We start from the raw sequence: 12,761 nt of genomic DNA, 5'->3' as shown, positions 1-12,761 counted from the left end.
GCCGGGCGGGCCTTTGCCGCGCCGAGGTCGTTTTGTTTCCCCATGTCACGTCAGGAAATGCTTTCAGGCCGGGCCCGGTGATACCTTCCAAAGGGACCTTATGGGGATCCGGGATACAGGCAGGGATGGTGCGGCATGAAGCTTCTGATGGAGCAGGTGCGCGCCCTTCACCGGCTGGAACCGGCAAACCGCGACCACCTCGCCGCCCTGCGCGTGGCCATCAGCGTCGCCGTCCCGTCACTCCTCCTCCTGGCCGCCGGCAGGACCGACCTCATCATGTATGCCGTGTTCGGCGCCCTGACCGGGATGTACGGGCGCTCGGAACCGCACCAGCTCCGCTTCCTGCACCAGTGCCAGGCCGCTGTGGTGCTGTTGGGCGGAGTGACTGCAGGCCTCTTGCTGTCCGTCAACCACCTCCAGTCCTGGTGGCTCGTCGCCGTCGAAGCGGTTCTGGCCGGTGTGGGATCGGTTTTCGCCGACCGGGTGCGGCTCAAGCCAAACGGGCCGTTCTTTGGCATCCTGGCGCTGGGGGCCTGCGCCTCGGTACCCGTTGTGGTTCCCTTGCAGGTGGCTCTGCTCATTGCGGCGGGGTCCGCCGCCTTTTCCATTCTGGTGGGTTTCGCCGGCTGGGTCCGCCGCAGGTCCTGGCAGCGGGGCGCCGCCAGGAGCAGGCCCGCCCTGCAGGCCGCCGGCCGCAAAGAACTGCTGGTGCACGCAGCCCGTTACGTGCTCGCGGTCGGGGCTGCCGGTACGGTGGGGGTCCTCAGCGGCAGCGGCCACCCGCATTGGGCCATGGCCGCCGCAGCCGTTCCGCTTGCCGGCGCCGACCTGCCGAGCAGCGTCCGGCGGGGCATCCACCGCATCGTCGGAACGTTCGTGGGGTTGGCGGTCACCGGCGTCGTACTTATTCCCGGGCCCTGGACCCTGGCGGGACTGCTTCCCGGGCAGCAGGCGCTGGTCCTGGCACTGCTCGTCATCCTGTTCCAGTTCACCACAGAGCTGTTTATGGCCCGCCCACTATGGCTTCGCGATGGTTTCCTTTACGCCGGTGATCCTGCTGGTGACCCAGCTTGCCGCCCCGATCGACCCCGCGGTCCTGATCCTGGAACGCGGCGTGGAGACCCTGGTGGGCGCACTCATGGGTATCGCAGTGGTGGTGGGGGTGCGGCGGTCAGGTTCACGGACCGTTGCTGCCCTCCTTGGGCGTTCGCGGAGGGCCCGCCACTAGTTTCGCCGGGGCTATCCGCGCCATCGCAGCCACCAGTTTGTAGCGTTTAGTGGGGATGGAAACGGCTTTGCCCCTGTCATTGTCCGCCAGCCCTTCCCGGACAACGCGCCCCGGACGCAACCAGGTCCATGATGGAGCCACGGACTTGTCCATGCCCATGCGGTCATGGAATTCCGTATGGACAAAGCCAGGGCAGACCGCCGTAACTTTCACGCCCCGCGCACCGTAGGCCAGGTTGGCCCACCGGCTGAAGCTCACCATCCACGCCTTCGCCGCGGAATACGTGCCCCTGGGCAGGAACGCGGCAACGCTGGCCACGTTGATGATCCGTCCCTCGCCACGGTCCAGCATGCCCTTCAGAGCGGCGTGGGCCAGCACCATGGACGTTTCCACATGCAGCTTCAGGTGCAGTTGCTCCTCGGCGATGGGGTTGTCCTCGAAGTTGTGCAGGAGCCCGATGCCGGCGTTGTTGACCAGGATCCCTACCGGCCGTTGCGGATCGGACAGGCGTCCGACGACGGCGGCTACTCCGTCGTCGGACGTCAGGTCCGCGGGCAGCACCTCCGCCGTGATCCCGTAGCGCCGCTCCAGGCCCGCCGCGGTTTCCTCGAGACGGGCCCGGTTCCGCGCCACCAGCACCAGGTTGCAGCCTCGCGCAGCGAGCTGGCGGGCGAACTCTGCGCCAAGGCCTGCACTGGCCCCAGTGACCAGGGCTGTTGTTCCGGAGATATCTGACGTCATGGTGCCAGCCTAGCCGCGTCCCTTCGCCTTTTCCCGGGTTTCTTCCTGCCCGTTGCCCTGCCCGGCGAACCTCGCGAGCGGGTTCGCGAGCCGCCCGGCCGTCTGCAGGCCGCCGGAGGGATCGGTGAGGTCCAGCATCTGCTGGTTGTTGCGAAGCTGGAGGCGGTTCAGGCAGGACAGCTCAAAGTCGGGGGCGAACAGGTTATGGCGGGAGAACTGGGCGGCAAGCTCCGGGTGCTGCCCTTGGTAGTCACTGATGCTGGCGGCCGCGGTGCGCCAGAACTCCTCCTGGCTAAGCTTGCCGTCCTCCTCCAGCAGCGCGGCGAGGAAGCGGAAGATGCAGTCGAAAACGTCCGTGAAGATGGCCAGTACCTTCTCCCCGTCCGGGATGGCCGCCTTGATCCGGGACACCCCTTCCGGAAGGTCCAGCCTGTCCCCCATCACCACAATTTCCTCGGCGATATCCTTCATGATGGCCCGCACCGGCACGCCGTCCTCGAGGACGAGGATCACGTTCTCGCCGTGCGGCATACAGGCCAGCTCGTACTTGTAAAGGCAGTGCACCAGCGGTACCAGGTAGGCCTCAAAATACCGCCGCAGCCAGTCCTGCGGGGCCAGTCCGGACCGCTCGATCAGCGCGGAGACCATGGGTTTTCCCCCGGCATCCACGTGCAGGAGCGAGGCCATGGTGGACAGTTGCTGTCCGTCCTGCAGCAGCGGAAGGGGACTTTCGCGCCAGAGGGCGGAAAGCATCTTCCGGTACGGTGAACCGCTGGGAGAGGCGGCCTCGTAGTACCCGTTGTGGTAGCCGATCGCAGCGAGCTCGCCGATCATGGTGAACCCGCGGCCTTGAAGTGCGTCGTCTGATTCGATCAGGTCCCGCAGCCAGTCGTTGATGGCCGGTGTGGCCTTCATGTACTGCGGCGACAGCCCGCGCATAAAGCCCATGTTCAACACGGACATGGCGGTCTTAACGTAGTGCCGGGCCGGGGCACTGGTGTTGAAGAAGGTCCGGATGGACTGCTGCGCCTGGTAACTGTCTCTCCCGGTACCCAGGTACACAATCCGCTGCCGTGCGATCTCCGCCGCAAACGTCACGGTCAGCTTGTTCTCCCACTGCCACGGATGAACAGGCATCAGGTAGTACTGGTCCGGGTCGAGGCCCTGCAGCCGCAACTCAGCGTCGAAACCGGCCAGCAGCGGACCCAGCTCAGAGTCCAGGTGGGCCCGGTAATCGAGCCCTTCAGTTGCGGTGAAGACAGCGCGGCTCCGGTGGACGGCGACCCACTCCAGCTGTACCGGGGCGCCGGTCTCCGGCGCGAAGGCGTGGTAGTCGGTGATACCGAAGCCGAGGCGCCCGTTGTTGGCCACAAAACAGGGGTGGCCTTCGGTCATGCTGCGCTCTATCGCCTGGAAGTCCACGGCCGGGTTCCGGCCGCCGGTGACTCCGGCCGCCAGTTCCGCGGCCCAGGGCTGGCCGGCCCACTGCTTGTAAGCGTGGCTTGCCAGGGTGCTGCTGACCTCTTCGAGGTAGACCGGGAGCATCTGGAGGTTGATGCCCAGGGTGCCGTGGAACGCCGTGATGAACTCCAGTACGTCCAGCGGCGCTTCGGTGCCGTCCTGGAAGGAGCGGATGGAACCGGCGTCGATGGACCAGTGCTCAAGTTCCAGGACCCTGGCGTCGAAGCGGTACTCGTGCGTGCCGTCATCGCTGCGCACCCGGTAGGCGGCGGCACCTGAACCCGTGCGGGACATGGTTTCCGGCGTGATGATCCGTTCGTGGGAGAACTCGGCGAGCGCCTTGCGGAGCAGGTGCCGGTTCGCGTTGTCCCACCGGTCGCCGTCGAGGTGGGGTGCGGCATTCGCGGTGGCTGCGGTGGCACTGCGGGCAGGTACTGCGGAATCGAGGTGGACTGTCACAGTGAGGCTCCCTGTGTGTTGGGTGTGGAAGGCGTGTTGGGTGTGGAAAGCGTGTCGAGTGCCGCGCGGGCGGCCAGGTAGTCGGAGTGGCTGCAGAAGCTCACCAGGGCGTCCTTGTCCGGGAGCGTGACCATCCCGGCAGGCTGGAATCCCAGCCGTTCATTCAGCGCGTGGATGCTGGTGTTCCTGGCGTCCGGCTCCACCACAATCCGCTCCACCCCCGGCTTGGCGAACAGCCGGTCCAGGACCGCGTCCATCACAGCCGTGGTGTAGCCGGGCACCGGAGCGTTCGACGGCGGCGCTACCAGCAGGTGCATCCCCAGGTCCCCGGGGAGGACCGGGTACACCGCAGCGAGCGGCGAGGACGCAGGAAGGTACTCCTCCATCAGGAAGGCGGGGACGCCGTCGTCGAGCCCCAGCAACGCATGGTGGTGGCCGCTCGCCTGGATTTTCACGTACTCCTCCACCACGTCCTCAACGCTGGCGGACAGCATGCCCCAGAACGCGGCGTAGGGCCGGGTCACCCAGCTGTGGAGGAGCGGCGCATCGGACCGTGGGTCAAGGCAGCGGAAGGTGAAGCTCATGCCGGCACCCCTGCTGCGGAGTCTGCCGGTGCGCCGATGTCCGCCGCTGTACTGAAGTCGGCCGTCGCGGTGATGCCCGCTGGACCGACGTCCGCCGGCGCCCCGAACTGCTGGAACGCGATGCTTCGCTCCACGGGGTATACCTCGCGGCCGGTAATTTCCCGCAGGATGCAGGAGTTGCGGTAGGCGCCCATGCCCAGGTCCGGGGTGACGAAGCCGTGGGTGTGCAGTTCGGCATTCTGGACGAAGATTTCGCCGGGTTCCACGCCGGTGCTGTAGTTCCGGCCTACGGCGAACCTGCCGGCGCTGTCCCGTGCAATGCGGTCCTGGATGCCGGCCAGGAATTCTGGTTCCCGGTAGCCGTAGCCGGTGGCGAGCACCACGGCTTCGCTCTCCAGGGTGTAAGACGTGCCCTGCTCCCCGTGCTCCAGGTGCAGGGTATGGGTGCCGGCGTCGGGGTCCCAATGGGCAGCGGTCAGGGTGGAGTGGGTCAGCAGCTGCGTATCCACCATGCCAGAGATGCTCCTGGTGTAGAGCAGGTCATAGATGGCGTCGATCAGGTCCGAGTTGATGCCCTTGTAGAGGTTTTTCTGGGTCTTGTTCAGGTGGTCTCGCTGGTGCTGCGGGAGTCCGTGGAAGTAGTCCACGTACTCGGGCGAGGTCATCTCAAGGGTCAGCTTGGTGTATTCCAGCGGGAAGAACCGGCCGGAGCGGGTCACCCAGTTCAGCTGGTAGCCGTGGGCGTCCGATTCCTGCAGCAGCTCGTAGTAGATCTCCGCGGCGCTCTGGCCGCTGCCCAGGATGGTGATGCTGCGCTGCTGCTGCAGCTCCGCCTTCCGTGCCAGGTAGTCGGCGTTGTGGAGGATCAGTCCCCCGCCCCCGGCGGCTGCCTCGGCAACAATGCCCTCGGCCGACGCCGGCACGTACGGGGAGGTGCCGGTGCCCAGCACCAGCCGCCGCGCCAGCAGTACCTCGGGCCCTTCCGGACCCGAGACGGACAGCCGGTACACGCCGTCGTCGTGCGTTATCTCCAGCACAGCTGTGCCAAAACGGACGGCGGGCAACTGCCCCGCCACCCACTGGCAGTACTGGTTGTACTCGGCCCGCAAAGGGTAGAAGTTCTCGCGGATATAGAAGCGGTACAGCCTGCCGGTCTGCTTAAGGAAGTTCAGGAAGGAGTATGGCGAGGTGGGGTCGGCCAGGGTGACGAGGTCCGCCAGGAAGGGCACCTGCAGGTGGGCCGGTTCCAGCATCATGCCGGGGTGCCAGTCGAAGGATGCGCGCTGTTCCAGGAAGACGCCGTCCAGGCCGTCCACCGGCTCGGCCAGTGCGGCCAGGCCCAGGTTGAAGGGCCCGACGCCGATGGCTGCGAAGTCGTAGGTCCTGCCGGAGGTGGGGATGCTCATGCGGATACCTTGCTTTCGAGCAGTCCGGCGCCCGTGCGACGCAGGAGGGTGATGATCCCGGAGATGTCCTCGAGGGTGGCTTCGGCGTTGAGGAGGGTGAACTTCAGGTAGTGGCGGCCTCCCACCCTGGTTCCCGCGACCACTGCTTCTCCGGAGGCGAAGACTGCGGCGCGGAGGGCAGGGTTGAGGACGTCTGCCGCGTCCTCGGAGAGGCGTCCGCCATCCTCCAGCCGGGGCCGGTACCGGAATACCAGGGTGGACAGCTGCGGCGGTGCGGCCAGTTCGAAGTCTTCGTCGGCAGCGAGGAGCGTGCCCACACGGGCAGCGAGGTCGATCGCCTCGTCGAACAAGGCACCGATGGCGTCCGCGCCCATGATCCGCAGGGTGAGCCACAACTTCAATGCGTCGAACCGGCGGGTGGTCTGGATACTCTTGTCCACCTGGTTGGGAATTTCGGCCAGTGCTGCGCTTTCCGGGTTGAGGTAATCGGCGTAGTAGGTGATGTGGCGCAACATGGCCTTGTCCCGGACCATCAGTGCGCTGGAGCTCACCGGCTGGAAGAACGTCTTGTGGAAGTCCACGGTGACCGAGTCCGCGAGCCTGGTTCCTTCCAGGAGGCGCCGGTAGCGCCCCGAGACCATCAGGCCGCCGCCGTACGCGGCATCGATGTGGAACCAGGCGCCATAGGCGCTGGCCAGTGCGGCGAGCTCTGCCAGCGGGTCCACGGCGCCGAAGTCGGTGGTACCGGCGGTGGCCACCACTGCCATGGGGGTCAGCCCGGCGCCACGCGCTTCCGCCATGGCTTCGGCGAGGGCGGCCGGATCCATCCGGTGGTCATCCATGCAAGGGACGGTGACCACGGCGTCGAATCCCAGCCCGAGCATTGATGCCGATTTTTGGATGCTGAAGTGGCTGTCTTCGGAGGTGAAGATCCGCAGCGTATCCAGCAGGGCCGGCAACCGAAGTCCCGAGCGCGCCGGTTCCTGGCGGAGGCCAGCCACGGCGTGGTTGCGGGCGATCAGCAGGGCCTGGAGATTGGACTGGCTGCCGCCGGAGGTGAAGATGCCGTCGGCGGCGTCGCCCAGGTTCAGCCGGGCGGCGGCCCAGTCGATGAGGCGCCGCTCGATCATGGTGGCCCCGGCGCTCTGGTCCCAGGTGTCCAGTGAGGAGTTCACCGCGGACAGGACGGCCTCACCCACCAGCGCCGGAATCACCACAGGGCAGTTCAGGTGGGCGGCGTACTTGGCATCGTGGAAGTAGACGGCGTCGCGCAGGTAGACATCTTCGAGTTCCTGCAGCGCTGCTGCCGTGTCCGGCAGGGGCGTTTCCAGGTCCACCGCTGCCACCCGGGCCTTCAGCTCCGAAGGCCCGACGCCGGTGAAGGGCCGGGTGGTCCGCTCCAGTTTGGTGGCCACGGCCGTGACGCCCTGCAGCACCTGCGCTACGTAGCGGGGCGAATTGCGCGCGTTGAGCAGGTGGTTGCTGGCCGCGAGCGCGAGCTCCACCCGGGAGCCGAAATCCTGGCCGGAGGCATCCTGGCCCCCTCGCGGTTCATCCACTTCTAACTCATCAAGGCGGGGCATCAGCGGCACTTGTTGTCCTTCGGTCGGCGTTTCAGGGGATTTGCAAAGGTAAGCCTTACTTAGGTCAGCCTTTTAATCAAACTTTCGTGATGTATTTATCCGGCGCCTCGGAATTTCGCTACATTACGCCTCCTGCCGGCGTCATTGACTGGCGGCCCACGCCCTTCTCGTGCAAAATACTCCGCCGCTACGGGCTCATGAGGGCCAAAAGGGGGGGCGGCGCAGCGAGGGCTAGGGTTGGGGTACGGGCAGCCAGCCCCGCATGCGGCATTGAGTGGGGTCATCGGGATTATTGGGCTGCTGTTCTGGCACGCACGCCAGTGGCAGCGGAAGCGCTCCCGGGCTCTTTAGGCCTCATCCGGGCCCTGTCGGTGTGACCTGCGAAACACGCGGATTTGTTTGGAGATAGTAAGCATGCTTTGCTTATGGGGTAAGTGAACCTCCGCAAGCAGTCGCGGCGGGCCTGCCAACGCCGGCAGGACCGTAAGAAGCCCAAGGACGAACATCATGACCACCGTTACAGAAGACCAGCTCCCGGCTCCCATGGGAACGGCAGCAGCAGGAGCTCCCGTGAGCTCGATCCGTCCTGCAGACATGGCATTGCTGGAAACGCTGAGTTCAAAAGTGCATTGCCGGACCCCGATGAAGCGCGTGGATCCGGACGAGACCCCGCTCTTCCAGCCGGTGCGGGTGGATGGCGCCATGGTGATTCCCGTCCGAGCCGGCTCCTCACACGCCGCCGGTCCCTCACGCACCAGCCCGTCAGCCGACAGCGTGGAAACCTACCGCTGCGCCTGCGGCTTCACCATCGATGTGCCTGTGGCAACGGCACACGCCCTGGCCAGCTGACCCACCCCTGGCCGGTATGTCCGTGTGGCCAGCCAAGGCGGCCAGCCCCCCATACACGGGCTGGCCGGCCCGGCTAACGTGCGGGAACCCTGGCAGCCTCCACCGCCAGCCGGGTATCTTCCAGCACCAGGTCCGCATTGATGGCTTCGGCGGCTTTCAGCCCGGCGGCCGCCGCCGTCACCACCTGGGCTGAAACATCCGTGGCATTCCCCGCGGCCCACACTCCAGGGCAAGCGGTCAACCCCGATTCGTCAGTTTCCAGGCGGGTGCCCGGCCCCTCCTCAAGGCCGTCCGGTTCCAGCCCGAGGGTCTCTAGCATGTTCGCCCTGCTCACAGTGGCGGGGCTCACTACCAGCACTTCCAGCGGTACAGCAGAACCGTCGTGGAGCGTGACCGCCCGGAGCGTGTCTTCCTGAACCACCAGCCCGCACACGCTGCCATCGGCCACCTTCACGGACCGGGCCTCCAACTGTTCTCTTTGACCCGGGCTGAGCGTCAGTTCACTGTTGAGCAGGAGGGTCACATCGTGGCTCCACTGCCGGAAGGTCAGGGCCTGGAGCACGGCGTGGGAATCCGAAGCCAGTATCCCCACTTTTCGGTTCCGGATCTCCCATCCGTGGCAGTAGGGGCAATACAGGACGTCCCGGCCCCATCGCTCGCGCAGGCCGGGCAGGTCCGGAAGCTCATCCTCGGTCCCCGACGTGATCAGCAGCCGGCGGGCAGAACACGTGGAGCCGTCCTCGAGCGAGAGGACAAAGTTCCCTCCCTCACGGCGGGCGGACGCCACACGGCCGGCCGCCGCCGTCCCGCCATAGCGCTCCAATTCTGCGCGTCCCGCGGCAAGGAACTCCTTGGGACTCATTCCCTCCCGCGTCAGGAAACCATGCACCCCCTCCGCCCGGAGGTTCCGCTGCCCGCCTGCGTCAACCACCAGGACCGGGCGCAATGCCCTGGCCAGGGCAACCCCCGCACTCAGCCCTGCGGGGCCGCCGCCGATAACAGCGACGTCAAACAGTTGTTCCAGATGGTTCATCCCGGATTCCTTCCCGGTGTGTGCGCAGCACTCCAGAAAAGCGTGCGCATTCACGATGCCCGCGCCTTCTGCAAGACCGCGCTGAGAAGGAATTACCCGATGCGGCTGCACCCTAACGCGCAGCCCCGGTCCGATCAGGAATCGAGGAAAGAAGGAAGCAGCTAACCGGCCCCGGATCAAGCTCCTAAACCGGTGCTGGCCGGCCTTTCCGGCCAGTCGACACACTGCTCATAGCTCTCGTGCTTGCGCAGGTAGGCCGAGATGAAGGGGCAGTGCGGGATGATCCGTTTGCCTGCTGCCACCACATCATCCAGCGCAAAGTGGGCGAGGACCTTGCCCAGGCCCTGGCCTTCAAAGTCCGGCGACGTTTGGGTGTGGCTGAAGTCGATATGGCCGGGCAGGTCCCGGTAGAAGGACTGGACGGCCAGTTTGCCGCCCACCAGCAGCTCGTACCGGTGCTGCGCGTCATTGCGCCTCAGCGTGACGTCGGCGGTGAACTTATCCTCGGTGGACATCATGTTCTCGGTCATGGTTCGACACTGGCACTACTTCACCCTGCTGGCAATGCCCCGGCACCCCCTCCTGCCGCGGTTCGGGATTAAGGAGGGGGCTGTGCGGCGTCAGGACATGAGGAGGGCCAAAATGCCCAGTACGACGGCGAGCAGCGGCGTGGTGCCTTGAGTGGCGGCAGCACGGAGGTACTTCCTGCCGGTTACGGCCAGGACTGCGGCGGCCAGCAGCATGGATCCACAGCAGCTGAAGACCAGGGTCCAGCCCGCCACAAACGGGGCTGATCCGTCACGTCCCAGTGCCACGCAGCCAACGCCGATGAGGGCCCCGACGGCCAGGAACAGATTGTAGAAGCCCTGGTTGTACGCGAGCGGCCTGGTGGTTTCGGCGTCGGCCTGGGAACCCACACCGAAACGCTTCCAGGTTGCCGGCCTGGTCCAGGTGACTGACTCCATGGTGAAGATGTAGACGTGCAGCGCGGCTGCCAGGAAGGCAAAAAAGAGGGAGGCCAGGATCATTGCTTGATCCTAGCCTCCCCCTTCGGGAGTGAGCGTCAGCGGGTGAGCGTCGCCAGGGTGGTGCTTGCGAAGCTGCCTGCGGCCTGGTTCCAGTGGCCCAGGAGCCCCTGGAGGTTTTCGCCGTCGGACCGGTGGGCCGGCAGCTGCTCCTGCAGGGTGGCCAGGACGCCGGTGCGGAGCTCCGTGTTGAAGTTGACCTTGCCGACGTTCATGGACGCCGCCTTCACCAGCTCTTCGGCAGGAATGCCGGAGGCGCCGTGGAGCACCAGCGGAAGGTGGGTCCGCACGGCGATGTCCTGCAGGACGTCCCAGCGCAGCTGCGGCTCCCCCTTGTACTTGCCGTGGACATTTCCGACGGCGACCGCCAGAAGTTCCGCGCCGGTCCGGGACACGAAGTCCTCCACCTGCGCCGAATCCGTCAGGCCGGCCACTGACACGCCGGACTGGTCCGCGCAAAATGCCCGGTCCTCGTCTCCGGCCAGGCCGCCCAGCTCGGCTTCCAGCACCACGTCCGGTCCCAGCAGCGCACGGGCCGCCTGGACCAAGGCAATGTTGTCCTCGTACGGAAGGGACGAACCGTCGGCGAGGACGGAATCCGCCCCCGCTGTGACGGCGTCGGCCATCACTTTCAGGTCAGTTGCGTGGTCAAGCTGCACCGCGACCGGCACGGCTGCGGCGTCGGCGAGGCCCCGGAGGGCTCCGATGAGGCGCAGGCCGTTGGACGTGGCCGCCGTCTTGGGCGCGACCAGCAGGATGACGCCCCGGCCGGCTTCCTCTGCAGCGGCCACCACGGCCAGCGCCGTGGTGAAGTCGTAGCAGGTGAAGGCCGGGACGGCGGAGCCGTGCTGGAGGGCGGAAGTGACCAGGTGGTCGAGTCGGGTGCGCATCAGACGCCCAGGCCTCCCACCAGGATCCAGGCCACGAAGGTCAGGGCGAAGCCGGCCAGTCCGAGGATGGTGGTGAGGACCGTCCAGGTCTTCAGGCCGTCCGAAACGGTGAGGCCGTAGTAGCGGATCACGGTCCAGAACCCGGCGTCGGTGACGTGGGACAGGCCGAGCGCACCGAAACCGATCGCGATGACGATCACTGCGATCTGGGCGGGGGTGTAGCCGCCTTCGGCGACGGCGGAGGTGAGCAGGCCGGTGGTGGTGACGATGGCAACGGTGGCCGAACCCTGCGCTGCACGCAGGGCCAGGGAGATCACGAAGCCCAGGGCGATGATAGGCAGGCCCAGGTGGTCCAGGGTCTGGGACAGGGCGGCCCCGATGCCTGAGGTGCGCAGGACTTCGCCGAACACGCCGCCGGCGGCAACCACCATCAGGATGGAGGCGATGGGAGGCAGTGCGCCCTCGAAGATTTCACCGGTTTCCTTCAGCGACCAGTTCCGGCGCACGGCCAGCAGGAAGAAGGACAGCGCGACGGCGACCAGCAGTGCGAAGAACGGGTTGCCGACGAACGCGGCCAGGCCGTACCAGGGGTTGTCCTTGGGGAGGGTGAGCGTGCCCAGGGTGCCGAGCAGGATCTGCACGATGGGGGCGGCGATGAGGAAGATGATCAGGCCGGGACGCGGCGGGGCGATGGCGGCGGCGCCGGGGCCGTCGTGGCCCACCTTCACCAGCGAGTCGGAGCCGAATTCTTCAACCTGGGCCTTCACGCCGGGGAGGAGCTCGTAGTCCTTACGGTTCATGATGCTGGCCACCCAGTAGGACAGGAAACCGAGGGGAACGCAGATGGCCAGGGAGATGAGCGTGATGAGCCCGATGTCCGCGCCGAAGACGCCGGCGCCGGCCACGATGCCCGGGTGCGGCGGGACTGCCACGTGGATGGAGAGCATGATGCCGGCCATGGGCAGGCCGAACTTGACCGGGTGGACCCTGGCGATCTTGGCGAAGGCGTAGACGATGGGCACCAGGACGATGACGCCCACCTCGAAGAATACGGGGATGGCCACCAGGAAGCCGACGGCGGTGAGGGCCACGGCCACGCGCTTGGCACCGAGCTTCTCGGTGAAGTGGGCGGCGAGCGACTGGACGCCGCCGGATACTTCGATCATGCGGCCCAGGACGGCGCCGAGTGCGATCAGCAGCGCCACCTTACCCATGGTGCTGCCCACGCCGTTGGCCACAACGGTGAAGACGTCCTTGAGCGGGATCTGCGCGGCGACAGCAACCAAAATGCTGACTGTGAGCAGGGCAACGAAAGCCTGGATTTTGAAGCGGATGATCATCACCAGCAGGACGGCGATGCCGACGGCTGCGATGGTCAGCAGCAGCGGGGTGCCGAGCTCCACTGCGGGTTTGATGGCCGGGGCATCAGCCGCCCGCACTATGAGCGGGCTCATAAGGTGGTTCATAACAGGTGTCTCCTTTGACGAGCCAGTCTTTCGAGA

General features: G+C 66.4%; 11 protein-coding genes and 1 pseudogene. 2 read left to right on the top strand and 10 right to left on the bottom strand.

All coding sequences use genetic code 11. The features are described from left to right. Positions 1-135 precede the first annotated feature (135 nt). Positions 136-1,228, top strand: a pseudogene (locus QFZ36_RS15255) (FUSC family protein). Here QFZ36_RS15255 and QFZ36_RS15250 read toward each other — a convergent pair. From QFZ36_RS15250 to QFZ36_RS15230, 5 genes are read right to left on the bottom strand one after another with little or no spacing between them, the layout of a single operon-like run. Further along, entirely contained in the window at positions 1,178-1,969 is a 792-nt protein-coding gene (locus QFZ36_RS15250; protein ID WP_306637755.1) for an SDR family NAD(P)-dependent oxidoreductase, read from the bottom strand. The pseudogene QFZ36_RS15255 and the gene QFZ36_RS15250 overlap by 51 nt on opposite strands. A 9-nt stretch (positions 1,970-1,978) precedes the next feature. Beyond that, entirely contained in the window at positions 1,979-3,889 is a 1,911-nt protein-coding gene (locus tag QFZ36_RS15245) for an IucA/IucC family protein (protein WP_306637754.1), read from the bottom strand. Continuing rightward, a complete protein-coding gene (locus tag QFZ36_RS15240) occupies positions 3,886-4,473 on the bottom strand; it encodes a GNAT family N-acetyltransferase (RefSeq protein ID WP_306637753.1) in 588 nt (195 codons plus the stop codon). Before QFZ36_RS15240 ends, QFZ36_RS15245 begins: the two co-directional genes overlap by 4 nt. Beyond that, entirely contained in the window at positions 4,470-5,879 is a 1,410-nt protein-coding gene (locus QFZ36_RS15235; protein ID WP_306637752.1) for a lysine N(6)-hydroxylase/L-ornithine N(5)-oxygenase family protein, read from the bottom strand. Before QFZ36_RS15235 ends, QFZ36_RS15240 begins: the two co-directional genes overlap by 4 nt. After that, a complete protein-coding gene (locus QFZ36_RS15230) occupies positions 5,876-7,462 on the bottom strand; it encodes a pyridoxal phosphate-dependent decarboxylase family protein (protein WP_306639237.1) in 1,587 nt (528 codons plus the stop codon). Before QFZ36_RS15230 ends, QFZ36_RS15235 begins: the two co-directional genes overlap by 4 nt. 507 nt (positions 7,463-7,969) lie before the next feature. On the opposite strand from QFZ36_RS15230, the gene QFZ36_RS15225 reads away from it, so the two are divergent. Next, positions 7,970-8,311, top strand: a complete 342-nt coding sequence (locus tag QFZ36_RS15225; protein ID WP_306637750.1) for a hypothetical protein — start codon at positions 7,970-7,972, stop codon at positions 8,309-8,311. 73 nt (positions 8,312-8,384) lie between these two features. Here QFZ36_RS15225 and QFZ36_RS15220 read toward each other — a convergent pair whose 3' ends face one another. The 5 genes from QFZ36_RS15220 to QFZ36_RS15200 all read right to left on the bottom strand — a co-directional run bounded on the left by QFZ36_RS15220 (position 8,385) and on the right by QFZ36_RS15200 (position 12,725). Beyond that, entirely contained in the window at positions 8,385-9,344 is a 960-nt protein-coding gene (locus QFZ36_RS15220) for an NAD(P)/FAD-dependent oxidoreductase (RefSeq protein WP_306637749.1), read from the bottom strand. Positions 9,345-9,520: 176 nt separating this feature from the next. After that, the gene (locus QFZ36_RS15215) at positions 9,521-9,874 is read right to left on the bottom strand and encodes a GNAT family N-acetyltransferase (protein ID WP_306637748.1); all 354 of its coding nucleotides are present in this window, start codon (positions 9,872-9,874) and stop codon (positions 9,521-9,523) included. Between the two features lie 90 nt (positions 9,875-9,964). Next, positions 9,965-10,372, bottom strand: a complete 408-nt coding sequence (locus tag QFZ36_RS15210; protein ID WP_306637746.1) for a DUF1304 domain-containing protein — start codon at positions 10,370-10,372, stop codon at positions 9,965-9,967. Positions 10,373-10,407: 35 nt separating this feature from the next. Next, entirely contained in the window at positions 10,408-11,259 is an 852-nt protein-coding gene (locus QFZ36_RS15205; RefSeq protein ID WP_306637744.1) for a class II fructose-bisphosphate aldolase, read from the bottom strand. Next, a complete protein-coding gene (locus QFZ36_RS15200; RefSeq protein ID WP_306637743.1) occupies positions 11,259-12,725 on the bottom strand; it encodes a GntP family transporter in 1,467 nt (488 codons plus the stop codon). The genes QFZ36_RS15205 and QFZ36_RS15200 overlap by 1 nt, the downstream gene beginning before the upstream one ends. Between the last annotated feature and the right edge of the window lie 36 nt (positions 12,726-12,761).

This window comes from Pseudarthrobacter siccitolerans (genome assembly GCF_030823375.1).
GTDB classification, from domain to species: Bacteria; Actinomycetota; Actinomycetes; order Actinomycetales; family Micrococcaceae; genus Arthrobacter; species Arthrobacter siccitolerans_A.
This window is presented reverse-complemented; position numbering and strand designations above follow the sequence as displayed.

Coding starts and splice junctions, on each gene's coding strand:
- QFZ36_RS15250 (WP_306637755.1), bottom strand. CDS start 1,969: ATGACGTCAGATATCTCCGGAACAACAGCCCTGGTCACTGGGGCCAGT.
- QFZ36_RS15240 (WP_306637753.1), bottom strand. CDS start 4,473: ATGAGCTTCACCTTCCGCTGCCTTGACCCACGGTCCGATGCGCCGCTC.
- QFZ36_RS15235 (WP_306637752.1), bottom strand. CDS start 5,879: ATGAGCATCCCCACCTCCGGCAGGACCTACGACTTCGCAGCCATCGGC.
- QFZ36_RS15230 (WP_306639237.1), bottom strand. CDS start 7,462: ATGCCCCGCCTTGATGAGTTAGAAGTGGATGAACCGCGAGGGGGCCAG.
- QFZ36_RS15225 (WP_306637750.1), top strand. CDS start 7,970: ATGACCACCGTTACAGAAGACCAGCTCCCGGCTCCCATGGGAACGGCA.
- QFZ36_RS15220 (WP_306637749.1), bottom strand. CDS start 9,344: ATGAACCATCTGGAACAACTGTTTGACGTCGCTGTTATCGGCGGCGGC.
- QFZ36_RS15215 (WP_306637748.1), bottom strand. CDS start 9,874: ATGACCGAGAACATGATGTCCACCGAGGATAAGTTCACCGCCGACGTC.
- QFZ36_RS15210 (WP_306637746.1), bottom strand. CDS start 10,372: ATGATCCTGGCCTCCCTCTTTTTTGCCTTCCTGGCAGCCGCGCTGCAC.
- QFZ36_RS15205 (WP_306637744.1), bottom strand. CDS start 11,259: ATGCGCACCCGACTCGACCACCTGGTCACTTCCGCCCTCCAGCACGGC.
- QFZ36_RS15200 (WP_306637743.1), bottom strand. CDS start 12,725: ATGAACCACCTTATGAGCCCGCTCATAGTGCGGGCGGCTGATGCCCCG.